At 67.4% G+C, this 25,637-nt stretch carries 19 protein-coding genes; 11 read left to right on the top strand and 8 right to left on the bottom strand.

What is annotated here, in order from left to right:
- The first annotated feature begins 17 nt into the window (after positions 1 to 17).
- The 3 genes from ASC91_RS08385 to ASC91_RS08375 all read left to right on the top strand — a co-directional run bounded on the left by ASC91_RS08385 (position 18) and on the right by ASC91_RS08375 (position 3,686).
- Positions 18 to 908: a DUF3034 family protein gene (locus ASC91_RS08385; RefSeq protein WP_056195060.1), complete on the top strand. Its 891-nt coding sequence runs from the start codon at positions 18 to 20 to the stop codon at positions 906 to 908.
- 13 nt (positions 909 to 921) lie between these two features.
- Positions 922 to 1,371 carry a group 1 truncated hemoglobin gene (locus ASC91_RS08380; RefSeq protein ID WP_056195057.1) on the top strand — a complete coding sequence of 150 codons (450 nt, stop codon included), beginning with the start codon at positions 922 to 924 and terminating at the stop codon, positions 1,369 to 1,371.
- Between the two features lie 62 nt (positions 1,372 to 1,433).
- Positions 1,434 to 3,686: a TonB-dependent siderophore receptor gene (locus ASC91_RS08375; RefSeq protein ID WP_056195054.1), complete on the top strand. Its 2,253-nt coding sequence runs from the start codon at positions 1,434 to 1,436 to the stop codon at positions 3,684 to 3,686.
- A 10-nt stretch (positions 3,687 to 3,696) separates the two neighbouring features.
- Here ASC91_RS08375 and ASC91_RS30770 read toward each other — a convergent pair whose 3' ends face one another.
- From ASC91_RS30770 to ASC91_RS08355, 3 genes are all read right to left on the bottom strand, one after another.
- On the bottom strand, positions 3,697 to 5,265 hold the full coding sequence (locus ASC91_RS30770; RefSeq protein WP_082532533.1) for a methyl-accepting chemotaxis protein: 1,569 nt from the start codon (positions 5,263 to 5,265) through the stop codon (positions 3,697 to 3,699).
- 404 nt (positions 5,266 to 5,669) lie between these two features.
- Positions 5,670 to 7,595 carry a LapD/MoxY N-terminal periplasmic domain-containing protein gene (locus tag ASC91_RS08360; protein ID WP_056195049.1) on the bottom strand — a complete coding sequence of 642 codons (1,926 nt, stop codon included), beginning with the start codon at positions 7,593 to 7,595 and terminating at the stop codon, positions 5,670 to 5,672.
- 13 nt (positions 7,596 to 7,608) lie between these two features.
- Positions 7,609 to 8,229: a transglutaminase-like cysteine peptidase gene (locus tag ASC91_RS08355; RefSeq protein WP_056195047.1), complete on the bottom strand. Its 621-nt coding sequence runs from the start codon at positions 8,227 to 8,229 to the stop codon at positions 7,609 to 7,611.
- Positions 8,230 to 8,355: 126 nt separating this feature from the next.
- Here ASC91_RS08355 and ASC91_RS08350 point away from each other — a divergent pair, with 126 nt between their 5' ends.
- Together ASC91_RS08350 and ASC91_RS08345 are read left to right on the top strand one after the other, a co-directional pair.
- A complete protein-coding gene (locus tag ASC91_RS08350; protein ID WP_157281336.1) occupies positions 8,356 to 9,255 on the top strand; it encodes an HDOD domain-containing protein in 900 nt (299 codons plus the stop codon).
- On the top strand, positions 9,245 to 9,817 hold the full coding sequence (locus tag ASC91_RS08345) for a hypothetical protein (protein ID WP_056195041.1): 573 nt from the start codon (positions 9,245 to 9,247) through the stop codon (positions 9,815 to 9,817). The genes ASC91_RS08350 and ASC91_RS08345 overlap by 11 nt, the downstream gene beginning before the upstream one ends.
- Here the strand turns inward: ASC91_RS08345 and ASC91_RS08340 are convergent.
- The gene (locus ASC91_RS08340; protein ID WP_157281333.1) at positions 9,814 to 10,779 is read right to left on the bottom strand and encodes a LysR family transcriptional regulator; all 966 of its coding nucleotides are present in this window, start codon (positions 10,777 to 10,779) and stop codon (positions 9,814 to 9,816) included. The genes ASC91_RS08345 and ASC91_RS08340 overlap by 4 nt on opposite strands.
- 100 nt (positions 10,780 to 10,879) lie before the next feature.
- Between ASC91_RS08340 and ASC91_RS08335 the strand changes: the two genes are divergently transcribed.
- Complete coding sequence (locus tag ASC91_RS08335) at positions 10,880 to 11,521, top strand: FMN-binding negative transcriptional regulator (protein WP_082532532.1); 642 nt, start codon at positions 10,880 to 10,882, stop codon at positions 11,519 to 11,521.
- On the opposite strand, the gene ASC91_RS08330 is transcribed toward ASC91_RS08335, so the two are convergent.
- The 4 genes from ASC91_RS08330 to aceE form a co-directional block, all read right to left on the bottom strand.
- Positions 11,518 to 12,384, bottom strand: coding sequence for a BPSS1187 family protein (locus ASC91_RS08330; RefSeq protein WP_157281330.1), 867 nt, complete (start codon positions 12,382 to 12,384; stop codon positions 11,518 to 11,520). The two genes, ASC91_RS08335 and ASC91_RS08330, sit on opposite strands and share 4 nt — an antisense overlap.
- Before the next feature lie 6 nt (positions 12,385 to 12,390).
- Positions 12,391 to 14,184: a dihydrolipoyl dehydrogenase gene (lpdA, locus tag ASC91_RS08325; protein ID WP_056195030.1), complete on the bottom strand. Its 1,794-nt coding sequence runs from the start codon at positions 14,182 to 14,184 to the stop codon at positions 12,391 to 12,393.
- A gap of 16 nt (positions 14,185 to 14,200) precedes the next feature.
- Positions 14,201 to 15,868 (bottom strand): dihydrolipoyllysine-residue acetyltransferase, encoded by a 1,668-nt coding sequence (gene aceF / locus ASC91_RS08320; protein ID WP_056195027.1) that lies wholly within the window; start codon positions 15,866 to 15,868, stop codon positions 14,201 to 14,203.
- 123 nt (positions 15,869 to 15,991) lie between these two features.
- Entirely contained in the window at positions 15,992 to 18,700 is a 2,709-nt protein-coding gene (aceE, locus tag ASC91_RS08315) for a pyruvate dehydrogenase (acetyl-transferring), homodimeric type (protein ID WP_056195024.1), read from the bottom strand.
- Positions 18,701 to 18,883: 183 nt separating this feature from the next.
- Between aceE and ASC91_RS08310 the strand changes: the two genes are divergently transcribed.
- The 5 genes from ASC91_RS08310 (at position 18,884) to ASC91_RS08290 (ending at position 25,634) form a co-directional block, all read left to right on the top strand.
- Positions 18,884 to 21,475 (top strand): PAS domain S-box protein, encoded by a 2,592-nt coding sequence (locus ASC91_RS08310; protein ID WP_056195022.1) that lies wholly within the window; start codon positions 18,884 to 18,886, stop codon positions 21,473 to 21,475.
- Positions 21,472 to 22,095, top strand: a complete 624-nt coding sequence (locus ASC91_RS08305) for a response regulator transcription factor (RefSeq protein ID WP_056195018.1) — start codon at positions 21,472 to 21,474, stop codon at positions 22,093 to 22,095. The genes ASC91_RS08310 and ASC91_RS08305 overlap by 4 nt, the downstream gene beginning before the upstream one ends.
- Before the next feature lie 165 nt (positions 22,096 to 22,260).
- Positions 22,261 to 23,118 (top strand): bifunctional methylenetetrahydrofolate dehydrogenase/methenyltetrahydrofolate cyclohydrolase FolD, encoded by an 858-nt coding sequence (folD, locus tag ASC91_RS08300; protein WP_056195011.1) that lies wholly within the window; start codon positions 22,261 to 22,263, stop codon positions 23,116 to 23,118.
- 1 nt (position 23,119) lies between these two features.
- The gene (locus ASC91_RS08295) at positions 23,120 to 25,108 is read left to right on the top strand and encodes a M3 family metallopeptidase (RefSeq protein ID WP_056195008.1); all 1,989 of its coding nucleotides are present in this window, start codon (positions 23,120 to 23,122) and stop codon (positions 25,106 to 25,108) included.
- A gap of 10 nt (positions 25,109 to 25,118) precedes the next feature.
- Positions 25,119 to 25,634 carry a DUF1697 domain-containing protein gene (locus ASC91_RS08290; protein ID WP_056195005.1) on the top strand — a complete coding sequence of 172 codons (516 nt, stop codon included), beginning with the start codon at positions 25,119 to 25,121 and terminating at the stop codon, positions 25,632 to 25,634.
- Positions 25,635 to 25,637 lie beyond the last annotated feature (3 nt).

Here is a 25,637-nt window from a genome sequence, read left to right as displayed (position 1 = left end):
TTGCCGCCGGAGATTTCATGCGCCGACCTGTTGTCTTGCTTGCCGCCGCCCTGCTGGGAACCTCGGCCCTTGCCCAGTCCGGCAAGCTGCTGTTGACCGGCGGCGTGTCCAGCATCGACGGCGCCGCCGGCGGTGGGCTGACGCCCTGGGCCGTGACCGGCAGCTATGCCACGGCCGGCGAAGTCGGCGCCACCGCCTTCGTCACCCGCGCCAAGACCGGCAACTACGGCCTGCTGACCTATGGTGCGGCCATCGCCTTCCACGACCGCATCGAGGTCTCGCTGGCCAGGCAGGACTTCGACACCGAGAGCAACCTCGCTCCCCTCGGCCTGGACGGCCTGCACCTGAAGCAGGACATCCTGGGCGTGAAAGTTCGCCTCATTGGCGACGCCGTGCTGGACAGCGACACGCTGATGCCCCAGATCGCCATCGGCCTGGAGCACAAGAAGACCCACGCCGGCAACCTCGGCCCGACGCTGTTCGGGCCACTCGGCGCCAGGGATTCGGGCACGGACTTCTACGCCAGCGCCACCAAGCTCTTCCTGGCCGACGGCGTGCTCGTCAACCTGACGCTGCGCGCCACCAAGGCCAACCAGAATGGGCTGCTGGGCTTCGGCGGGGCCCAGGGCAAGGGCTACCGGCTGCAACCCGAGTTCTCGCTCGCCAAGCTGCTGGCCAAGAACCTGGCCATCGGCTTCGAGTTCCGCGCCAAGCCGGACAACCTGAACCAGTCGGTGCTGGGCGCGGGCGCGCTGAAGGAAGACGACTGGAAAGACATCTTCATCGCCTGGGCGCCGAACAAGCATGTCTCGCTGACCGCCGCTTGGGTGGACCTCGGCCGCATCGCGCCGGCCGTGCAACCCAAGCGCCAGACCGGCAGCTATCTGTCCGCGCAGTTCGCGCTCTGACCCGGAGTTCCCCATGGCCCGCGCCGTTCTTGCCTGCCTGCTGCTCACCTGCGCTGGCGCGTTCGCGCAGACGCCCCCCGCCAACGACAGCGTCTACCAGGCCTGGGGCGGCAAGGCCGGCATCCGCGCGGTCATGGACGACTTCGTGCCGCGCCTGTTGACCGACCCACGCACGGCGCCCTTCTTCAAGAACACCAATCGCGAAAACCTGGCGACCCAGTTGACCGATCAGCTCTGCCAGGAGGCCGGCGGCCCCTGCGCCTACCAGGGCCCACCGATGAAGCTGGTGCACCAGGACCTGGACATCGGCCGGCGTGACTTCAATGCGCTGGTGGAGATCCTGCAGCAGGCCATGGATGCCAAGGGCATTCCCTTCAGCGCGCAGAACGGCATGCTGGCCAGGCTGGCACCGATGCACCGCGAAATCGTCACCACGGTGACTGAAACGCAGCAACGTCGGTAAAGAATTCTTTCGTTAACCGCGGCGCCACAAGGCGGCCGGGCCCGCGCGGCACACTGCCAGCCATGCAACTCACCCGTGTATCCGCGGCCGCCCTGCTGGCGGCCTGCGGCAGCTTGCCTGCCCTTGCGCAGTTCCCCGCCGCACCCGATGCGGCGGCCTCCGCGCCGGCTCGCCCGACGCCCAAGCCCGCCGACGCCAAGTCCGAGCAGCTCAAGCGCGTCGAAGTCACGGGCACGGCCACTGACGAATCCATCCGCAAGGCCTCCACGGCCAGCAAGATCGTCATCACGCGCGAAGAGATCGAGAAGTTCGGCGACTCGACGCTGGGCGAGATGATCAAGCGCCTGCCCGGCGTGACCACCGGCGGCCGCCCGGGCCGCGGCGGCGACATCCGCATGCGCGGCATGGGCGGCGGCTACACGCAGATCCTCGTCAACGGCGAGCGCATGCCGCCCGGCTTCTCGCTGGACCAGCTGCCGCCCGAGCAGGTCGAGCGTATCGAGGTGCTGCGCGCACCCACGGCCGAGTACGGCACGCGTGCCGTGGCCGGCACCATCAACATCGTGCTGCGCGAGGCGCTGAAGAAGAAGCTCAACGAGTTCCGCGCCGGCTTCGCGACCGAGCGCGGCCAGATCAGCCCCGGCATCAGCTGGACGCGCAACGACAACTTCGGCGAGGGCCATGCCTACAACCTGACCGTCAACGCGATGCGCGGTGAGCGTATCGACGACATCATCAATGACACGCTGACCCATACCGTCGCGAGCAACAGTGACAGCCTGCTGACCTCGCGCGGCCGCACCGAAGACCAGCGCAGCGCGCTGAACCTGACCGGCCGCGTGCAGTTCAAGCTCAACGCGACGGACAGCCTGGCCATCCAGCCCTTCATCGTGTCGACCAAGTCCAGCAGCAACACCCAGCTGCTGCAGACGACGACGCCCCAGCCCAATCCCCTGCCCCCCGGCTTCTTCGACCAGGCCGACACCGACGGCGACAACCGCTTCACGATGGCGCGCCTGAACGCGCAGTGGCAGAGCAAGCTGAGCAGCGACACCCGGGTCGAGGCCCGCGGCGGCATCGGCCGCGCCCGTGGCGAGAGCCACAGCGTGCGCCAGGAACGCCTGGCCGGTGCGGCCACGCGGCTGCAGGACGACAACAACACCAGCCGCGACAACAACTGGAGCGCACTGGCCAAGCTGTCTCACAACCTGGGCGGTGAGCATTCCCTTGTCAGCGGCGTCGAGGGCGAAGGGACAACACGGCACACCAACCGCGTGACCCTGGTCAACGGCGCGCCCCAGCCGGGGCTGGACGACTTTGGCGACGACCTGGATGCGTCCTCGGTGCGCGTGGCGGCCTATGCGCAGGACGAGTGGAACGTTGGCAAGCAATGGGACTTCTACGCCGGCCTGCGCTGGGAGGGCATCACCACCAAGTCCAGCGCCGCAACTTACGACGCGCGCAACAAGTCCAGCGTCTTCACGCCGCTGGCGCATGCCCGCTACAAGCTCGACGACAAGGGCCGCGACATGATCCGCGCCAGCCTGACGCGCAGCTACCGCAGCCCGCAGCTGCAAGACCTGATCGCGCGGCCGACCATCAACAGCCAGGTGCCTCACCAGGCCAACACGCCCGACCGCGCCGGCAACCCCGACCTCAAGCCCGAGCTGGCGACCGGCTTCGAGATTGGCTACGAGCACTACCTGACCAAGGGCGGCCTGCTCAGTGCCAACTTCTTCGCGCGCCGCATCACGAACCTGATGCGCACCGTGACGGCGTTGGAGACGGTGCCCTGGGCCGCGACGCAGCGCTGGGTGGCTCGCCCGCAGAACATCGGCAAGGCGTCGACCGCTGGTGTCGAGTTGGAGGCGCGCTTTCGCCTCGATGAGTATTTCGAGGGTGCACTGCCCATCAATGTGCGCAGCAACTTCAGCGTCTTCACGTCCAAGGTCGACGGCATCCCGGGGCCGAACAACCACATCGACGGCCAGCCCAAGGGCACGGCCAACCTCGGCGCCGACTACCGGCTGCGCTCAGTCCCGCTGACGCTGGGCGCCTCGCTGAACTGGACGCCGTCGACCACCATCCAGCAGACGCTGATCACCGAGACCACGGCCAGCCGCAAGGCCGTGGTCGACGCGTTCGCGCTGTGGGCCATCAACACCGAACAGTCGCTGCGCCTGTCGGCGACGAATCTGTCGGCGATGGACTACTTCACGGGCTCGGTCATCGCCACGGGCGATCAAGTCATCACGTCGCGCAGCGGCGGGCCAAGCTACGTGCAGTGGCAGCTGCGCTGGGAGATGAAGATCTGAGCCGAGACGGCTAGCGCGTGAGCGAAAACGCGCTGACGGCAGTGACCAGGCGCCCGGCCTGCTCCTTCAGGCTCTCAGCCGCTGCGGCGCTCTCTTCCACCAGCGCGGCGTTCTGCTGGGTGACCTGGTCCATCTGCGAAACGGCGTCACCCACCTGACCGACGCCGGTGCTCTGCTCGCGGCTCGCCACGCTGATTTCGGCCACGATGCCACTGACCCGCCCGATGGCTTCGACGACGTCGCGCATGGTCTCCCCGGCCCGGTCGACCAGCGCCGAGCCCTTGCTGACGTGGGTCACGCTGGAGTCGATGAGGCCCTTGATTTCCTTGGCCGCGACCGCGCTGCGCTGCGCCAGCGTGCGCACTTCTCCGGCCACCACGGCAAAGCCCCGGCCCTGCTCCCCGGCGCGGGCGGCTTCCACGGCCGCGTTCAGCGCGAGGATGTTGGTCTGGAAGGCGATGCCATCGATGGTGCCAATGATGTCGGCCATCTTTCGGGAGCCGGCATCGATGTCGCGCATGGTGGCGATGACGTCGCTCACCACGGCGCCGCCCCGGGCCGCGACGCCCGTCGCCGTCTTGGCCAGTTCGCTGGCCTGTTCGGCATGGTCGGCGTTATGGCGCACGGTGGTACCCAGTTCCTCCATCGTGGCCGCCGTCTGCTGCAGGGCACTGGCCTGCTCTTCGGTACGCTGGCTCAGGTTGGCGTTGCCCGACGCGATCTGCGTTGAGCCGGTGGCGATGGATTCCGACGCCTCGCGCACTTGCTGCACGATGCCGGCCAGGCTGTCGCGCATGGCCCCCAGCGATGCCAGTACGCTGCCGACCGGTGCGCGCTCGCTACCGGCCACGGGGCTCAGGTCGCCGTCGGCAACCTTGGTCGCGGCCGCGCTCAATTCGGCCGGCTCGGCCCCGAGTGCCCGTGACAGGCTGCGCACGATGAGGGCGCCACTGACGGCGGCAAGCACCAGGGCGCAGGTGACGACAGCCAGGAAGCCGTTGCGCTGGCTGCTGACCCGCGCTTGCGCCTGTTCAATCAGCTCTTCGGCGCGCTGCGCGGTGTAGTCCGAATAGGCGTTCGACGCCTGCACCAGTTCGGCCAGCAGGGGACGGCACTGCTCGTTCATGCGCAGCACGGCCTCGTCGCGCTTTTGCTCCAGCGCCAGCTTGACGATGCCCAGGGCCACCGGCGCGTATTTCTGCTCGACGCGGACGATGTCGGCGATCAGCGCCTTCGCCTTGGCCGACACATCGGCGGCCTCGGCCATGTGTTGGAGCCGGCCGAGTTGCTCGGAGGCCGTGGCGTGCGCCTTTTCCACCCGGGCCCTCTCGACATCCAGATCCTGCGGCTGCGTGACCAGCACAAGGTTGCGCGCCGCGATGGCGCGCTCGTCCACGGCCAGCCGTACCGCGTTGGCGACGCGCATGCGCGCGTCAATGCCTGTGACGTAGCCCTCGAAGGCCTCCGCCTCGGTTTGGAGGGCCCGCCAGGCGAGCCCCGCGATCAGCAGCAGCAGCGCCACCACGGCACCGAAGGCGAGGATGAGTCTTGCGCGGACGGTCAAAGAGGAGACGTTCATGGTGGCTCTTCGGGTTGGCCAAGGCGATGCCGAAAGTTACCCGAGAGACCTGATATCTGATTTATTTGACAGCCATGAGGTGCAAACAATGCCACGGATCAGTCATTTCTCGCCGCAACACCCCCCCATCAAGCACGAGATCTGTTGATGCTGCGCATTGGCGATCCTGTCACTCTGCTCGCAGGTTTTCGCCTGGCGAACCTCGGCACGGCATTGGGCGGCTGCCTGCCTGCCGGGAGTCGGCCACGTGACGCTGGCGGCCGCGCGATACAGAAATGGCTCGGCCGCACGCAGTACGGCCAGGACCCGCACTTCAACGGCTGGCTGCAGGATTCCCGCATCTACGGCAGCGCGCTGGGCGCCGCGCAGGTGCAGGCCCTGGCCCAGCCTGGGCGCGCACATCGTCAGCCGGCACGCTGGCTGGTCGTCACCCAAGGCCCCGTGAGGCCGTCGAGCTCGCAATCCCACAGCGCTTGCGCATCCATCTCATCGACGACACCCTCGCCGTAGACCTTCAGCGCCAGGCTGCGCAGCATGATGACCATGCCCCGCACAAACGCCGCACGCCCCGCTTCCCCGGCCACGCCTAGCAGCACAGAAGCATCGAGCTTCACGTAGTCCAGCCCAGCTTGGTAGAGCTTCTCGACCTGCGCCAGCCCAGCGCCGGCATGCTCCAGGCCCAACTTGACCCCAAGTGGCCGCAGCTGGCGGCCGAACTCCAGCAGACGCTCGAAATGCTCGGTTGCGGCAGCCTCGGCCAGGTCCAGCAACAACGAGCGCGCCGGCTGCGGCCATTGCGCCAGCAGCTCGCGCAGTTGCGGCAGGAAGGCCGCGTCGGCCAGCGACACCGGCGCCACATTGATGCAGCGCGCCTTGCCATCAGCAGCGATGGCCTGCAGGGCCAGACCGACGGCGAGCAGGTCGACATGCGCCGTCATGCGCGCCCGCACGGCCAGCGGCAGCCAGGCCGTGGCAGGCTGGAAATCTTCATCGAGGCGCAGCTGCAGCGGGCACTCCAGATGCAGCACGCGGCCGGCGCGGTCACGCACCGGGAACTCGACCAGGCGGCCACGCTGCTGGCTGACGGCCTCCTGCAGCTGGGCACGCCACAGGCCCTCGCCCTGCTCGCGGCCAATGCCGGGGTCGGCCACGATTTCGACGACAAAGCCACCACGCGCCTCGCTCTGGTGCTCGGCCCGGGCCAGCGCGGCATCGGCCTCGCCCAGCCAGACGTTGCTCGGCCGCTCGCGTGGCAGCTCGACGGCGCCGAGCGCCACCTGCACACCGGGCCCGAAGGCCGGCAGGCTGGCACGCAGCGCATCGGCCAGCGCATGGGCCGTCTCGGCGGCCACGCCCTCGGCCGGCAGCCACAGCGCGAAGTCGCCGCCGTTCAGGCGGCCGACGCGGCAACCGGCCACCGACTCGGGATAAGCCTGCAGGGCCGAGACGACGGTCAGCAATACATCGTCGACAGCGCCCCGGCCCAGGCGGGCATTCAGGCCGGACAGGTCACGCAGGCGTACCAGCACCAGGCCAGCCACCGCCGGGCCGTCGTCGCGGCGCAGGGCTGCGTCCAGCTCGGCCAGGAAATGCTTGCGGGTGGAGACGCCGGTCAGCGGGTCGTGGTGCACCTGCTCGCGCAGCACCAGCAGCTGGCCGGCCTGGGCCTCGAAGAGGTCGCGCACGCGCTGCACCATCGCGTTCATGGCGCGGGTGAGGCGCTGCAGCTCCGGCACGCGCGGCTCGACGACCTGGCCATAGCTGCCGGCCAACACGCCCTCGGCCTGGGCCACGGCGGCGTCCAGCGGGCGGCGGATGCGCCTCAGGCCCGCCCAGGCCAGCACGGCCGCGACGATGCCGACGATGAGCAGCCAGGCCAGCAGGCGCCGCGAGGTCAGCCACAACGCGTCATGGGCGTAGCTGGAATGGCTCTTCAGTTCGACCGCACCGATGGCGTTCCAACCGTTGGACAGCTGGGCCACACCGGACGCGGCTTCGATGGGCAGCATGGCGCGGAACCAGGCCGGCGCCTGGCCCGGGCGCGGCGCCTCGGCACGCTCGAACAAGGTCTCACCATTGGCGCCACGCCAACGCACGAATTCGTAGGCGCCGGTATCGAACTGGGCCGACACCAGCAACTTGATGAGCTCACGGTCGCCCTGCTGCTGCGACAGGGCGAGAGCCAGGGCCTGTGCGTTGTCGGCGTTCTTCAGCTCCAGCTGGGTGTGCATCAACTGCCGCGCGGAGACCATGGACAGGCCGACCGCGCCCACCAGCGCGGCCAGCACCACGCCAAGCACCAGCCAGGCGATCTGCCGCATCAACGACATGTCTCACTCCCCATCACAGAAACCCTTCTGCCCTGACCTTGGCCACCAGCTCGCGCCACAGCGACAGGCGCGCCAGCGGGTCACCCGCCGTCACCTGGCCCACGCCCTGCCACAGGCCCTCGGTGTTGAAGCTGAACACCGGCGTCAGGTCGCTGCGCTGCGACGCGGGCAGCACCTCGGGGCGCAGGTTGTCCAGGATCAGCGGCTCGGCGCCCGGCTGGGCATAGTAGGCCAGCACCATGTGGGCGAGCGACTGGCCCTGCAGCCGCGCCCGCACATAGACCATCCTCAACTTGGCCGTCGGCACGCCCGTGGCCGCCAGGCCGAAATATTTGGCGATGGCGTAGTCCTCGCAGTCGCCGGCGCGCTTTTCCAGGCTTTCCAGCGGCGAGGCCCAGTAGTCCGGCAGGTTCCAGGTGACGGCGTCGTCCTTGAAGGCCAGGCGGCGGTTGAAGAAATCGTTGATGTCCTTGAGCCGCTGCAGCTCCTCGCTCACGCCGCTGCGCTCGATCTGCTGCACCAGGGCCTGGGCCTGCTCGACGACGCGGGGACCGCGGGCTGCGGCAGCTTCCAGCACACGCGCCGCGTCATAAGCCGCCAGCGCCAGCACCGGCCCGGCCACCAGGACGGCCAACCACCACCGATGCCGACGAAGGGCGAAAGCGACGCGAGGCGGGGAAGTGGGCAAGATTGACGGCGGGCTGCAGTTGAATTCACTGTACCCGGCCGGCACATGTCCGAAGCGCCATAAGATTTTTGGATGATGCAGAACCCGGCACCTTCCCACGACCTGCGCACTCGTGCGCAGCAGATCCGCGACGACATCGACCAGTCGCGCCGCCGCGGCCCCCTGCAGCAGATCCAGATCCCGCCCTGCCCCGAGCTGCTGGCTCAGCTGCAGCAGGCCATGAGCCAGCCCGAGCCTGACCTCAACCTCGTCGCCCGCATCGCCTCCAGCGACGTGGCCATGGCCGCCACGCTGCTGCGCATTGCCAACGGCCCGCTGTTCAAGCCCGTCGGCCTGCCCTGCACCACCGTCGGCCAGGCGATGACGCGCATCGGCCTGCGCGAGAGCGTGGCCGTCATGACGGGCTTCCTGGCCCAACACGCCATCCCCGTCAACGCGCCACAGCTGGCGCGCTTCTGGGAGCGCAGCACCAAGCGCGCCATCGCGATGGCCATCATTGCCCAGCAGTTGCCGGGCCTGTCGCCCGACCTGGCGCACAGCTTTGGTCTCTTCCTGCACGTTGGCATGCCGGTGCTGATGCAGAGCGTGCGCGGCTATGCAGCCACCATGGTGGAGGCCGGCGCTCGCATCGACCGCCCCTATATCGCCACGGAAAACGCCAACCACAAGACCGACCATGCCGTCGTCGGCGCGCTGGTCGTGCGCGTTTGGAACCTGCCGGCGCCGCTGATGTCGGCCATCCGCCTGCACCACGACTTCGCGGCCCTCGGCCACGACGGCATTGAGCCTGAGATCCACACGCTGATCGCCGCCGGCCTGATCGCCGAGCATCTGATGCGCCGCCACGAAGGCCTGCCCGAGGACGCCGACTGGGCCGGCCACCACCAGGCTGCGATGGCCTGGCTGCACATCGACTGGGAAGAGCTGGCCCAGTGGGAAGAAGCCATCAGCGCGCAGTTCGATGCGGCTTAGGTTCCCGCGCCTGCGTGTCATCGTGCTGGTCGCCATGGTGGTGGCGGCACTGGCTATCGTCGGCTGGTGGGCGTTCGGCCCGTCCGGCGTCGCCGTCGAGTTGACCAAACGCAGCTGGCGCATGGAGATCATCGTCGAGCGGCTGCGTTCCGAGTCCGGCTCGGACTGGTGCGACGAGCTTCCCGAGGGCGCTTTCGACATCAGCCGCCGCACCATCGCCGATCCCACCGGCAAGCGCGCCGAGCCGGGCGAGCATTGCCGCTACAACGTCCTGGCCTGGCGCCGCAGCTGGATCGTCAAGAACGAGGGCGGCCCCGGCGAGCGCCCCGACTGGCCGCGCCCGCCGCTGCGCATGGCCCCGCCCGGCCAGCCCGGCAGCGAGCGCCTGAGCAAGCGCGAAGCCTATTTCGAGATCGAGCTGCGCGACCGCGAGGACCATGCCTGGGTCTGCCGCGTCGACGCCGAGCGCTGGCAGCAGCTGCGCGTGGGCATGCGCTTTCGGATCCCGGTGGACCGCTTCGGCACGGCGAACTGCCCGGCGATGTATCCGTCCAACATCTAGCCGGCCTTGGCCGCCTTCCAGCGCTTCAGGATCTCCGCTTCCTGCTCAGGCGTGTCCGGCTGCGGGCTGCGCCCTTCGATCAGCGGCAGCAGCGCTCGCGTACCTTCGTACAGATGCTCGAACAGCTTCTTGACGCGGGGCACCTGGCGCAGCTCCACGCGGGTCAGCAGCCACAGCTCGCTGCGCCAGTCGCGCGGCGGATCGAACACGCGCTTCAGCTCGGGGTCGGCATCGCCGAGATAGCAGGGCAAGGCACCCAGGCCCATGCCGGCGCGCACCAGCTGGCGAACATGGGTCAGGCTGTTGGTGCGCACCGCCACCTGGCGGCCCAGGCCCTGGTCCTCCAGCCAGCGGGCTGATGCCAGATGGGCCAGGTCCTCGTCGACACCCACCCAGGGTTGCAGGTCCAGGGTTTCGGCGCTGACGCCGCCCAGCTTGCGGGACGCATAGACCGTCGCCTCGACACGCGCCAGGCGGTGCCCCACCAGCGACTCCGGCGGCGGGCCGCCGGAGCGCAGCGCGACATCGGTTTCGCCCTGCTGCACGTCCAGCAGCGCGTTGCCGCTGCGCACCTGCAGCTGGACCTGATGCCGGGCCTGGTAGCTGGCCAGCAGCGGCGGCAGCAGGGCCTGCATCCAGGTATCGGCCGCGCTGAACCTCAGCAGGCCGCCAGGCCAAGCCTGCCGCCCCCGCAGGCTCTCGGTCACGACATGCAGCTCACGCCCCATGCGGCGCGACAACTCGACCAGCTCGGCGCCGGCGCGCGTGGCCACATAGCCACCACGCAGGCGCTCGAACAGCCGCAGGTCCAGCTTCTGCTCCAACGCCCGCAGCCGCCGAAACAGCGTCGCATGGCTCAAGCCGCCCGCGCCGGCCGCCTTGGCCAGGCCGCCATGCTGGGCGATCAGTTGCAGCAGGCGCAGGTCGTCCCAGTTCAGGTCGTTGATGATGGGCGCTGTCATGACCAGCAATTTTGCAATGACAAATTGCAAATTCGCACACGAAGGAGGCTCAGCGCGTTCCTAGACTGCAGGCCTTCCCAGCACAACAAGAAACCACGCCATGTCGATGTACGAACAGCTTCCCTTCCAGCCCGCCAACCGTGGCGAGATCGACCGCGTGGTGGCCGACTTCCCGCTGGCCACCCTCGTCAGCGCCGACGAGGGCCGGATGCTGGCCACGCCGCTGCCGTTGATCCTGGAGCGCGATGCGGCCAGCGGCGAAGCGCGGCTGATCGGCCATCTGTCGCGTCGCAACCCGCAGTTCGCCCTGCTGCAGCGCCAACCGCGCGCCCTGGCCACCTTCACCGGTGCGCAGGGCTACATCGCCAGCAGCTGGATGAGCAACCGCCGCTACGCACCGACCTGGAACTACGAGTTCGTCCAGTTCGAACTGGACGTCAGCATCGAGGACAGCCCGGAACAGCTGCTGCGTGCGCTGGAGCTGCTGAGCGCCCATGTCGAAGCACCCTACCCCAATGCTTGGCGGCCGGCCGAGATGGGGCCGCGGCTGAAGCAACTGGCGCAGTACATCGTGCCCTTCAGTGCCCGCATCCTGGAGACCCGCGCCCAGTTCAAGCTGGGCCAGGGCGACCCGGCCGACGCGCGGGCCGACGCCTACGCCGGCCTGTCCCGCTACGGCGGCCATCAACTGGCCGCCGCGATGCGGCGGCATGAAGAGCTGGTGCGGGAGGCCGCGCGCTAGGGCTCGGGTCTCACCGTCCTCAGCATCTGCTGCCACAGCGGCGCATAGGCCGCGTTGGCAATGCCTTCGCCATGCGGCTGGCCGCCCGGGCGCAACGGCAGGTCCAACGCATGAACCTGGGCCGGCGGGATCCCCAACAGGCGATAGCTTTGCGCCAGCAGGTCGGCGGCCGTCTCCTGCACGTGGTAGGTCGCATGCCAGCGTTCGGGCGGCGTGACGCTGGCACGGCGATACCAGCGGGCCAGTTCGCCGCCGGCCTCGCGGTCCCAACCGCCGGAGAAGTCCAGCACGCCGGCCACCGCGCGCGTCTTGGCGATGAAGGCGGCCATGCCGCCGCCTTGGGACTGGCCAGCCAGCACGATACGGCTCCAGCGTGGCTCATCGCCATCAACGTAGCCGACCCATTGGCCAGCCGGATCCTGCTCGGCCAGATGGCGCAGCAGCCGGGTGAGCCGCGGCACGATGGCATCCTCGGGCCGGTCGTCAATGGGCGCCGCGGTCGCATCGCCCCAGACGCGTTGTTGGCGGAAGGCCGCGGCGCAGGTCGGATGGGCCTGCAGCCGCGGTCCCTTGCAGACCTGCGATACGGCCACATCGTCCAGATAGGACAGGCCGACCAACCGGAAGCCGGCGGATCGCACCGCCTGGAAAAGGCCCTTCGGCCCGCTGGCGGGATGACCGTTGGTACCTGGCAACCAGACAAGCAGGGGCTCGGTCACCGCCGGGTCGTAGACCACCCAATGCGGCGACTCATCGGCCTTGAGCCGCGCATCGGTGGCCTGCGGCGCGACCCGCAGTGAACGTTCTTCGGCCTGTGCCGAGAGCGCCAGCAGCAACGCCGCCCCCAGCAACAGACGACGCATCGCTGCTTACTTCTTGCGCACCGGCGGCACGTCCGTGCAGGAGCCGTGCGCCACTTCCGCGGCCATGCCCAGGCTCTCGCCCAGCGTCGGGTGCGGGTGGATGGTCTTGCCGATGTCCACCGCGTCCGCGCCCATCTCGATGGCCAGCGCGATCTCGCCGATCATGTCGCCGGCATGCGTGCCGACGATGCCGCCACCGATGATGCGGTGGCTTTCCTCGTCGAAGAGCAGCTTGGTGAAGCCTTCGTCGCGGCCATTGGCGATGGCGCGGCCCGAGGCCGTCCACGGGAACAGGCCCTTGGTGACCTTGATGCCCTTGGCTTTCGCCTCGTCCTCGGTGATGCCCACCCAGGCCACCTCGGGGTCGGTGTAGGCCACGCTCGGGATCACGCGGGCGTCGAACTGGCTCTTCTTGAGCTTCTCGTCGCCCAGCAACTCACCAGCGATGACTTCCGCCGCGACATGGCCCTCGTGCACCGCCTTGTGGGCCAGCATGGGCTGGCCGACGATGTCGCCGATGGCGAAGACGCTCGGGACGTTGGTGCGCATCTGCACGTCGACCGGGATGAAGCCACGGTCACCGACGATGACGCCCGCGTTCTCGGCGCCGATCTTCTTGCCGTTGGGCGTGCGGCCCACGGCCTGCAATACCAGGTCGTAGCGCTGCGGCTCTTTCGGGGCACCCTCGCCTTCGAAGGTGACCCAGATGCCATCGGCCTTGGCCTCGGCACCGACCGTCTTCGTGTTCAACATGATGTTGTCGAAGCGGTGCGCGTTGAACTTCTGCCAGACCTTGACGAGGTCGCGGTCGGCGCCGGTCATCAGCGTGGGCAGCATTTCGACGACGTCCAGGCGTGAGCCCAGCGTGGAGTACACCGTGCCCATTTCCAGGCCGATGATGCCGCCGCCGACGATGAGCATCTTCTCGGCCTCGACCTGCATCTCCAGCGCGCCGGTCGAGTCGACGATGCGCGGATCGTTCGGCAGGAAGGGCAGGCGCACGGCCTGCGACCCGGCTGCGATGACGAGGCGCTTGAAGGCCACGGTCTGCACCGCGCCGGTCTTGGCCTGGCCCACGGCGCCTTCGGTCGCTTCGACCTTGAGGTGTTGCGCGTCGATCAGCGAGCCGACGCCGCGCAGCACGGTCACCTTGCGCATCTTGGCCATGGCCGCGAGGCCGCCTGTCAGCTTGCCCGTCACCTTGTTCTTGTGGGCGCGGAGCTTGTCGATGTCGACTTCCGGCTCACCGAAGGCCACGCCGAGGTCGGCCATGTGGCTGACTTCGTCCATGACCGCCGCGACGTGCAGCAGCGCCTTGGACGGGATGCAGCCGACATTCAGGCAGACGCCGCCCAGCGTCGCGTAACGCTCGACGAGGGCGACCTTGAGGCCCAGGTCGGCGGCGCGGAAGGCGGCCGAGTAGCCGCCGGGGCCACCGCCGAGGACGACGAGGTCGAAGGCCTGGTCGGCGCTGCCCGAGTAGGTCGCGGCGACCGGTGCCGGTGCCGCAGCCACGGGTGCTGGTGCAGGCGCAGCGGGAGCCGGCGCGGGAGCAGCGGCTTCAGCCGACTCCAGCGTTAGCACGACCGAGCCCTTCTTGACCTTGTCGCCGATCTTGACGCGCAGCTCCTTCACCACGCCAGCGGCGGATGACGGGATCTCCATCGACGCCTTGTCGCTCTCGACGGTGATGAGGCTTTGCTCGACCTTGACGGTGTCGCCGGCCTTGACCAGCACCTCGATGACGCCGACTTCGTCGAAGTCGCCAATGTCCGGAACTTGAACTTCCACGATTGCCATGTGTTCAGCTCCCGACTTAGAGCGCGATCCGACGGAAGTCGGAGAGCAGCGAAGCAAAGTAGACGTTGAAGCGCGCAGCCGCGGCGCCGTCGATGACGCGGTGGTCCCAGCTCAGCGACAGCGGCAGGATCAGGCGCGGCACGAAAGCCTTGCCGTCCCACACGGGCTCGATCGAGCTCTTGCAGACGCCCATGATGGACACCTCGGGCGCGTTGATGATGGGCGTGAAGTACTTGCCGCCGATGCCGCCGAGCGACGAAATCGAGAAGCAGCCGCCGCTCATGTCGGCCGGGCCCAGCTTGCCGTCGCGGGCCTTCTTGGCCAGATCGCCCATTTCCTGGGTGATCTGGAAGATGCCCTTCTTGTCGGCGTCCTTGATGACGGGCACGACCAGGCCGTTGGGCGTGTCCGCCGCGAAGCCGATGTGGAAGTAGTTCTTCAGGACGAGCGTGTCGCCATCCAGCGAGCTGTTGAACTCGGGGAACTTCTTCAGCGCCGCCACGGCCGCCTTGATCATGAAGGCGAGCATCGTGACCTTGATGCCGGCCTTCTCGTTCTCCTTGTTCAGCTGGACGCGGAAGGCTTCGAGGTCGGTGATGTCCGCGTCGTCATGGTTGGTGACGTGGGGGATGACGACCCAGTTGCGGTGCAGGTTGGCGCCCGAGATCTTCTTGATGCGGGACAGTTCCTTGCGCTCGACGGGGCCGAACTTCTCGAAGTCCACCTTGGGCCAGGCGAGCACGTTCAGGCCGGAACCGCTGCCACCACCGCCGGCGGGCGCGGCGGCCTTCTGCGCGGCAGTCTGGAGCTGCCCGGACATGACTGCCTTGACGAAGCCCTGCACGTCGCTCTCGACGATGCGGCCCTTGGCGCCCGTGCCCTTCACTTCGGCCAGCGGCACGCCCAGCTCACGGGCGAGCTTGCGGATGCTGGGCGAGGCGTGGGGCAGCTTGCCAGTCGGAGCAACAGGCTCGTGCGGCGGCAACGCCGCCGTCGGTACGGTCTTGGTCTCAGCCGGTGCGGCAGCTGGGGCTGCTGCGGCAGGCGCCGACGCGGCCACGGGCGCTGCTGCGGCCGGCGCAGGCGCAGGCGCCCCCCCGGTGGCGGCCACGCGTGCCAGCGGCGAGCCCTTCTTGACCTTGTCGCCGACCTTGACGAGCAGTTCCTCGACGACACCGGCATGCGACGACGGGATCTCCATCGATGCCTTGTCGCTCTCGACGGTGACGAGGCTCTGCTCGACCTTGACGGTGTCGCCGACCTTCACCAGCAGCTCGATGACGGCCACCTCGTCGAAGTCGCCGATGTCCGGCACTTCGATGGTGACCGGGCCGCTGCTTTGCGCAGGGGCCGCCGGTGCCGGCGCGGGTGCTGCGGCAGGCTCGGCCGCCGGGGCGGGGGCTGCAGCGGCAGGCGCCGGCGCAGCGGCCGCAGGCGCGGCAGCACCCTCGGCTTCAACCATCACCAGCACGCTGCCTTCCTTGACCTTGTCGCCCACGGCGACCTTGATCTCCTTGACCACGCCGGCCTGCGACGACGGGATCTCCATCGACGCCTTGTCGCTTTCGACGGTGATCAGGCTCTGCTCGACCTTGACGGTGTCGCCGACCTTGACGAGCACCTCGATGACGCCGACTTCATCGAAATCGCCGATGTCGGGAACCTTGACTTCAACCAATGCCATAACCCATATCTCCAATGTTTGCGGATGTAGTGCCTTCCCAAGCGGCACCCGTGGAACTGGCTTTGCCAGGCCACTGGGTGCGCCCCCCTCGAGGGGGAGGCGCGTCAGCGCCTCGGGGGTGGGCTATGCATACAGCGGGTTGATCTTGTTGGCGTCGATGCCGTACTTGGCAATCGCCTCGGCCACGCGCTCGACCGGGATCGCACCGTCATCGGCCAGTGCCTTCAGCGCAGCGACGACGATGTAGTGGCGGTTGACCTCGAAATGCGCGCGCAGCTTGGAGCGGAAGTCGCTGCGGCCGAAGCCGTCCGTGCCCAGCACCTTGTAAGAGCGGCCCTTGGGGATGAAGGCGCGGATCTGCTCGGCGTAGTTCTTCATGTAGTCGGTCGACGCGATGACCGGGCCCTTGGTGTGACCCAGCTGCTGGGTCACGAAAGGTACGCAGGCCAGCTCGGTGGGGTGCAGCAGGTTCCAGCGCTCGGCGTTCTGGCCGTCGCGGGCCAGCTCGTTGAAGCTCGGGCAGCTCCACACATTGGCGCCCACGCCCCACTCCTCTTCCAGCAGCATCTTGGCGACCTGGCTTTCGCGCAGGATGGTGCCCGAACCCAGCAGGTTCACGCTGACCGGCTTGGAAGCATCCGCCTCTTCCAGCAGGTACATGCCCTTGAGGATCTGCTCCTCGGTGCCCGCCTTGAGCCCTGGCATCGGGTAGTTCTCGTTCAGTAGGGTGATGTAGTAATAGACGTTTTCCTGGTCTTCCACCATGCGCTTCAAGCCACGCTGCATGATGACGGCGACTTCGTGGGCGAAGGTCGGGTCATAGGACACGCAGTTCGGGATGGTGCCGGCCAGGATGTGGCTGTGGCCGTCCTCGTGCTGCAGGCCTTCGCCGTTCAGCGTCGTGCGGCCGGACGTGCCACCCAGCAGGAAACCGCGCGCCTGCATGTCGCCGGCGGCCCAGGCCAGGTCACCGATGCGCTGGAAGCCGAACATCGAGTAGTAGACATAGAACGGGATCATCACGCGGTTGTTCGTCGAGTACGACGTCGCCGCGGCGATCCACGAAGCCATGCCGCCGGCCTCGTTGATGCCTTCCTGCAGCACCTGGCCGGCCTTGTCCTCGCGGTAGTACATGACCTGGTCGCGGTCGACCGGCGTGTACTGCTGGCCCGCGGGGTTGTAGATGCCGATCTGGCGGAACAGGCCTTCCATGCCAAAGGTACGTGCCTCGTCAACGAGGATGGGCACCGTGCGCGGGCCTAGTTCCTTGTCGCGCAGCAGCGTCGTCAGGAAGCGCACATAGGCCTGGGTCGTCGAGATCTCGCGGCCTTCGGCCGTCGGGTCCAGCACGGCCTGGAAGGTGGCCAGGTCGGGCACGTTCAGTTTTTCGTCGGTTTTGGCGCGACGCTTGGGCAGGTAGCCGCCCAGCGCGTTGCGGCGCTCGTGCAGGTACTTCAGTTCCTGCGAGCCTTCGGCCGGTTGGTAGAACGGGATCTTGGGCAGGTCTTCGTCCGACACCGGGATGTTGAAGCGGTCGCGCATCGCGCGGATGTCGTCGTCCTGCAGCTTCTTGGTCTGGTGGGCGGTGTTCTTGCCTTCACCGATCTTGCCCATGCCGAAGCCCTTGACGGTCTTCACGAGCAGCACGGTGGGCTGGCCGACGGTGTTGACGGCCTTGTGATAGGCCGCGTAGACCTTCTGCGGGTCGTGGCCGCCGCGCTGCAGGCGCCAGATGTCCTCGTCGCTCATCTTGGAGACGAGTTCCAGCAGCTTGGGGTGCTTGCCGAAGAAGTTCTTGCGCACGAAGGCGCCGTCATTGGCCTTCATGGCCTGGTAGTCACCGTCGACGGTGTCCATCATGACCTTGCGCAGCAGCTCGTCCTTGTCGCGCGCCAGCAGCGGGTCCCAGTAGCCGCCCCAGATCAGCTTGATGACGTTCCAGCCCGCGCCGCGGAACTCGCCTTCGAGCTCCTGGATGATCTTGCCGTTGCCGCGCACCGGGCCGTCCAGGCGCTGCAGGTTGCAGTTGACGACGAAGATCAGGTTGTCGAGCTTCTCGCGCGCGGCCAGGCCGATGGCGCCCAGCGATTCCGGCTCGTCCATCTCGCCGTCGCCCAGGAACACCCAGACCTTGCGCTTGCTCGTGTCGGCAATGCCGCGGGCGTGCAGGTATTTCAGGAAGCGGGCCTGGTAGATGGCCATCAAGGGGCCCAGGCCCATCGAGACGGTCGGAAACTGCCAGAAGTTCGGCATCAACTTCGGATGCGGGTAGCTGGACAGGCCCTTGCCGTCGACTTCCTGGCGGAAGTTGATCAGCTGTTCTTCGGTGATGCGGCCTTCCATGAAGGCGCGGGCATAAATGCCGGGGGCGCTGTGGCCCTGGATGTAGAGCAGGTCGCCGCCGTGCACGCCGTCGTCGGCATGCCAGAAGTGGTTGAAGCCGCAGCCCAGCATGGTGGCCAGCGACGCAAAGGAGCTGATGTGGCCGCCCAGGTCGCCGCCGTCTTCGGGGTTGTGCTTGTTGGCGCGCACGACCATCGCCATCGCGTTCCAGCGCATGTACGCGCGCAGGCGCTCTTCGATCTCGATATTGCCCGGGAAGCGCTCTTCCTGGTCGGGCGGGATGGTGTTGACGTAGGCCGTGTTGGCCGAGAACGGCACTTCGATGCCGGCCTGGCGGGCGTGGTCGATCAGGGTCTCGAGCAGGAAGTGGGCGCGGTCGCCACCTTCTTCGCCGATGACGGCCGAAAGGGCATCCAGCCACTCACGGGTTTCCTGTGGGTCTTGGTCGTTCGCGGCGGCGCCGAGAAAGTCTTGCGGCTGGGCTGACATGGCCGTGTCTCCTAATAAATCCGCCTCTGCGGGCGAAAGTGGCAGTTCTAACAGGTGCGAGGTGCGGACCCAGGCCCGCGAGCGGGGCGGAGTGTCTCACAGGCTCGAGCACTTTCCCAAATGGTGCGAGGTGATTTCTTATTGTGAAATCAACGAGATCGGCATCGGCCCGGATAATTGCGCATGCCCCCTGTCTCCGCCTCGCCCAACCGCAGCCAACGCTGGCTCGCCACGACGCGCCGCCTGGTCGCCACCTGGTGGTTCAAGCAGTCGCCGTCACGCCAGGACCGCCTGGCCACGCTGGGCCCGCTGATCTCCGTGCTGCTCTTCCTGGCGGCCATCATTTCGGCCTTCTGGTACCTGCGCAACGAAGAAATCGAACGCGAGACCGAGTCGGTCAAGCGCGACACCGAGATCGCCCAGCAGCAGATCCGCCTGCGCCTGATCGAGAATCAGGAGCAGCTCGTGCGCATCGCGCGCGAGGTCGTCACGCGGCAGATCGACGCGCACGAGTTTTCGGCCCAGGCCCAGGCTTTTGCGCGCGAGCGGCCCGAGCTGACGCATGTGACCTGGCTGAGCGCCAAGCGCGAGCGTCGCAGCAGCGTCGGCGCGGCGGGCTTCCAGGCCGACGGGCTGATGTCGGCCGACGGCGGCGACCCGTCCATGCCCATGGCCAACCAGTCCAACGCTGCGGCCATCGCTTTCGAAGCGGCCAAGGATCGCCGCCAGCCGGTCTATTCGCCGCCCTTCGCCGATGCCAACGGCGTCACCGTCTTCCAGCTGCACATCCCGCTGATCGACCGCGGCGGCTTCGCCGGCGTGCTGATCGCCGAGTACACCGTCGAATCGCTGCTGCGCTATTACGTGCCCAGCGAAGTCGCCACCCGCCACAGCATCGCCGTGCTGGATTCGCGCGACCAGGTCGTCAGCAGTACCGTCACGCCCATGCCGGGCCAGGTGCTGCGCCGCGCCTCGCTGCTGCACGACGTGCCGCTGGCGCCGGCACTCAATGGCCTGGTGCTGCGCGGCCAGGGCTGGCGCACTTCCATCGGCCTCATCAACAACGCACTGTTCTGGCTGGTGCTGGCGCTGGCGGGCATGACGGTGTGGATGCTGCTGGGCACCTGGCGCCACATGCGCCGGCGCACGCAGATCCAGAACGCGCTGACGCTGGAAACCAACTTCCGCCGCGCCATGGAGAACTCCATGCTGACCGGCATGCGCGCCATGGACATGGACACGCGCATCACCTACGTGAACCCGGCCTTCTGCGCGATGACCGGTTTCTCGGAGGCCGACCTCGTCGGCCGCACACCACCCTACCCGTTCTGGCCCGTGGACCGCCGCGAGGAGAACGCCCGCCTGCTGCAGCAAGAGCTGCAGGGCCGCAGCCCGTCGGGTGGGGTGGAGGTCAAGATCCAGCGCAAGGACGCCAGCCAGTTCGATGCCCGCGTCTATGTGTCGCCGCTGGTGGACACCAAGGGCAAGCAGACCGGCTGGATGACCTCGATGACCAACATCACCGAGGCCAAGCGCGTGCGCGACCAGCTCTCGGCCTCGCACGAACGCTTCACCACCGTGCTGGAAGGGCTGGACGCCGCCGTGTCCGTGCTGTCTGTGCAGCCGCCCGAGCTGCTGTTCGCCAACCGCAGCTACCGCCTGTGGTTCGGCGCAGACCCGGCCGGGCACGCACTGCTGGCCGGCGGCCATCTGCTGGGCACGACCAGCCGCCGCGGCGGCCTGGACGACGGCACTGACGAAGTCGATGACTATTCCGGCCTGCCCGCCGAGGCGCTGACCGAAACCGGCTCCGACCCGCGCGAGGTCTATGTCGAGTCCCTGGCCATGTGGTTTGACGTGCGCGCGCGCTACCTGCAATGGACCGACGGCCGCCTGGCGCAGATGCTGATCGCCACCGACATCACGATGCGCCGCCACGCCGAGGCCCAGGCCGCGCTGCAGGCCGACAAGGCCCAAGTGACGAGCCGGCTGATGACCATGGGCGAGATGGCCTCCAGCGTCGCCCACGAGCTGAACCAGCCGCTGACCGCCATCACCAACTACTGCAACGGCATGGTCAGCCGTGTGCGAAACGACAGCATCGACAAGGATGCGCTGATGGCGGCACTGACCAAGACGGCCAAGCAGGCCGAGCGCGCCGGCCAGATCATTCACCGCATCCGCAACTTCGTGAAGCGCAGCGAGCCGCAACGCCAGCCCGCCAACGCCGCAGACATCGTCGAAGACGCGGTCGAGCTCGCCGGCATTGAGCTGCGCCGGCGCAACGTGGCCATCCACACCTATGTCGCCCAGCGCCTGCCGCAGCTGATGGTGGACCCCATCCTCGTCGAGCAGGTGCTGATGAACCTGCTGAAGAATGCCGCCGAAGCGATCGACAACGCCTCGCTCCCGACGTCGCGCCGCCACATCGAGCTGCGCGTCATCCCCAAGCACAGCGCCGAGCTGGGCGGCCAGATCGAGTTCTCGGTCACCGACATGGGGCCGGGTTTGCCCGATGAAGTTCTGTCGCGCATGTACGAGGCCTTCTTCTCGACCAAGGCCGATGGCCTGGGCATCGGCTTAGGGTTATGCCGGTCTATCGTCGAGTCCCACCAGGGCCGGATAAAAGCCGAGAACCTCTACAATGGCTCCTTGGTCGTCGGCTGCCGATTTGCATTCACGATTCCGGTCACCATCACCTCAGAACACCTGCGTCAGGAAGCCTCCCCAGGCACTCCCGGCAGCGCTCAGAGAACAGAACCCACAGCACCATGAGCTTGATCCCCAAGAAGGGCAACGTCTACGTTGTCGATGACGACGAAGCGGTCCGCGACTCCCTGCAGTGGCTTCTCGAAGGCAAGGATTACCGGGTCAAGTGCTTTGATTCCGCTGAATCCTTCCTCGCCCGCTACGACCCCCGCGAGGTCGCCTGCCTGATTGCCGACATCCGCATGGATGGCATGACCGGCCTGGAACTCCAGGACCGCCTCATCGAACGCAAGAGCCCCCTGCCCATCGTCTTCATCACCGGCCACGGCGACGTGCCCATGGCGGTGCAGACCATGAAGAAGGGCGCGATGGACTTCATCGAGAAGCCCTTCAAGGAAGAAGAGCTGCTGGCCCTGGTGGAGCGCATGCTCGACCAGGCCCGCGAAGCCTTCTCCAGCCACCAGGAAGCCGCCAGCCGCGACGCCCTGCTGGCGCGCCTGACGACGCGCGAAGCGCAGGTGCTGGAGCGCATCGTCGCCGGCCGCCTGAACAAGCAGATCGCCGACGACCTCGGCATCAGCATCAAGACGGTCGAGGCGCACCGCGCCAACATCATGGAAAAGCTCAACGCCAACACCGTGGCCGATCTGCTGAAGATCGCATTGGGTGCCACGGCGAAGGCCTGACCTCCACTGACTACCGGAAGGCCGCTGAACTCTCAGCGGCTTTTTGCTTTCTAAATTTGAACACGCCCACAGAGGCACAGAGACACAGAGAAATTCAAGGTTTCTCTCTGTGTCTCTGTGCCTCTGTGGCTTTGTTTTGCAGTTTTTGAACGGACCCACACTGCCATGACCGCCCAACTGATCGACGGCCTCGCCCTCTCCAAATCCATCCGCGCCGAAGTCGCGACCCGCGCGGCGGCGCTGACCGCCAAGGGTGTGCAGCCCGGCCTGGCCGTCGTCATCGTCGGCGACGATCCGGCCAGCCACGTCTACGTGCGCAACAAAGTCAAGGCCTGTGCCGACGCCGGCCTGCATTCGGTGCTGGAGAAGTACGAAGCGACGTTCAGCGAAGCCGAACTGCTAGCCCGCATCGATGCGCTCAACAACGACCCCAGCATCCACGGCATCCTGGTGCAGATGCCCCTGCCCAAGCACATCGACCCGCACAAGGTCATCGAAGCCATCGCGACGAGCAAGGATGTGGACGGTTACTCGACGCTGAGCGCCGGCGAGCTGATGACCCAGCTGCCGGGTTTTCGGCCCTGCACGCCCTATGGCTGCATGAAGCTCATCGAGAGCACCGGCTTCAACCTGCGCGGCAAGCATGCCGTCGTCATCGGCCGCAGCAACACCGTGGGCAAGCCCATGGCCCTGCTGCTGCTGCAGGCCAATGCCACGGTCACCGTCTGCCACAGCGCCACGCCGGACATTGGCCACCATACCCGCCAGGCCGACGTCGTCGTCGCCGCGGTCGGCCGGCGCAACATGCTGACCGCCGACATGGTCAAGCCGGGTGCAGTCGTCATCGACGTGGGCATCAACCGCAACGACGAGGGCAAGCTCTGCGGCGACGTGGACTTCGACGGCGTCAAGGAAGTGGCTGGCTTTATCACGCCCGTGCCCGGCGGCGTGGGTCCTATGACCATTGCCATGTTGCTGGTCAACACGCTTGAATCTGCGGAACGCGTCGCCAAGTCTGCTTGATATGACAAATCCTCTGCTCTCCACTGCCGCCCTGCCCGACTTCGCGGCCATCCATCCCGAGCATGTGCAGCCGGCCATCCAGCAACTGCTGGCCGCCGCGCAGGTTGCACTGGACGAGGCCACCAAGCCCGAGACGCCGGGCGACTACGACGCGCTGTCGCGCATCCTCGATACCAGCACCGAGCACCTGGGCGCCGCCTGGGGTGCCGTGGGCCATCTGAACGCCGTCGCCGATACGCCGGCACTGCGCGAGGCCTACAACGCGATGCTGCCGGCCGTCACCGAGTTCAGCACGGCCATGGGCGCCAACGAGGCGCTGTTCGCCAAGTACAAGGCCGTGGTCGCCGCTCAAGGTTCAACGCTGAGCGCACCGCGCCAGCAGGTGCTCAAGCACGCCATCCGCAACTTCGTGCTGTCCGGCGCCGAACTGCAGGGCGCGGCCCGCGAGCGCTATGCCGCGATCCAGGAGCGCAGCGCCGAACTGCAGCAGCAGTTCAGCGAGCATGTGCTGGACGCGACCGACGGCTGGAGCTACATCGCCATCGCCGAGGAACTGGCCGGCGTGCCGCAGGATGTGCTGGATGCCACCAAGCTCGACGACGGCGGCCACAAGCTCACGCTGCATTTCCCGGTCTACCTGCCCGTCATGCAATACGCGGAAAGTCGCGAGTTGCGCGAGAAGCTCTACCGCGCCTACGTGACCCGCGCCAGCGAGACGGGCAAGCCGGAATGGGACAACACCGCCGCCATGCGCGAGATCGTGGCCCTGCGCCAGGAAGAGGCCCAGTTGCTCGGCTATGCCAACTTCGCCGAGGTGTCGCTGGCGCCCAAGATGGCCTCGACGCCGGAGGAGGTGAAGACCTTCCTGCGCGACCTCGCCAAGCGCGCCCGGCCCTTCGCCGAAAGGGACCTGGCCGAGCTGCGCGAGTTTTCCAAGGGGCAACCGCTGGAATCCTGGGACGTCTCCTACTGGAGCGAGAAGCTCAAGGAAGCCCGCTACGCCTTCAGCGACCAGACGGTGAAGCAGTACTTCACGGCCACCAAGGTCGTGCCGGGCCTGTTCTCCATCATCGAGCGCCTGTTCGACGTGTCCATCAGCGAGGCCACGGCGTCGGTCTGGCACGAGACCGTCAAGTTCTACGAGATGCGCCGCGGTGGCCAACTCATCGCCCAGTTCTATCTCGACCTTTACGCGCGCAACGGCAAGCGCCCCGGCGCCTGGATGGACGAGGTGCGCAGCCGCTGGCTCAAGCCCACGGGTGAGCAGCAGACGCCAGTGGCGCTGCTGACCTGCAACTTCGCCAGCCCCGTCGGCGACAAGCCGGCGCTGCTGACCCACGACGACGTCATCACCCTCTTCCACGAATTCGGCCACGGCCTGCATCACATGCTGACGCAGGTGAACGACCTCGGCGTCTCCGGCATCTCCGGTGTCGAATGGGACGCCGTCGAACTGCCCAGCCAGTTCATGGAGAACTTCTGCTGGGAATGGGACGTGCTGCAACAGCTCAGCGGCCACGTCGACAGCGGCGAGCCGTTGCCGCGCGATCTCTTCGACAAGATGACCGCGGCCAAGAACTTCCAGAGCGGGCTGATGACGCTGCGCCAGATCGAGTTCGCGCTGTTCGACATGCGCCTGCATGGCGAGCCGGGCGCTGAGGCCGACGTGCAGAAGGTGCTGGACGAGGTGCGCGCCGAGGTCGCCGTGCTGATCCCGCCGGCCTTCAACCGCTTCCAGCACAGCTTCTCCCACGTCTTCGCAGGCGGCTATGCGGCGGGCTATTACAGCTACAAGTGGGCCGAGCTGCTCAGCGCCGACGCCTGGAGTGCGTTCGAAGAGGAAGGCGTGTTCAACGCCGCCACCGGCAAGCGCTTCCTGAATGAAGTGCTGGAGCAAGGCGGAGCGCGCGATGCCATCGACAACTTCAAGGCCTTCCGCGGCCGCGAGCCCAAGATCGACGCGCTGCTGCGTCACCAGGGCATGAGCTGAAAGGCTTCTGATGCGTTACGTGGCGCTGTGGCGCGGCATCAACGTCGGTAAGGCCAAGCGCCTCGCGATGGCCGACCTCAAGGCCCTGCTCACCGAGCTGGGCGCGACCAAGGTCTCGACGCTGCTGAACAGCGGCAATGCCGTCTTCGACGTCAAGAAGAAGCTCAGCGCCGACAAGATCCGCACCGCCGTGCGGGAGCAGCTGGGCGTCGATGCCGCCGTCATCCTGAAGACGGCGGCCGAATGGGCCGCCATCGCGGCGGGGCATGGCATTGACGAGGCAGACGACCCCAGCCGCCTGCTCGTCGCGATGACAACCGATGCGGCCGCGCTGCAGGCCGCAGCTGCCATCACAGCGCAGGGCGCCGAGCGCTTCGTCGTCACCGAGCACGCAGCCTATCTGTGGTGCGCCCACGGCATCCTGGAAAGCAAGGCCGCCGTTGCGCTGCTGAAAAATCTCGGCGAAGACTGCACGACTCGCAACTGGGCGACGGTCGAGAAGCTGAACGCGCTGGCGAACGGCTGATCG

The organism is Pelomonas sp. Root1237 (assembly GCF_001425055.1).
Lineage (GTDB): Bacteria > Pseudomonadota > Gammaproteobacteria > Burkholderiales > Burkholderiaceae_C > Pelomonas.
Note: the sequence above shows the minus strand (reverse complement) of the source record. Positions and strands in the feature narration are given on the sequence as shown.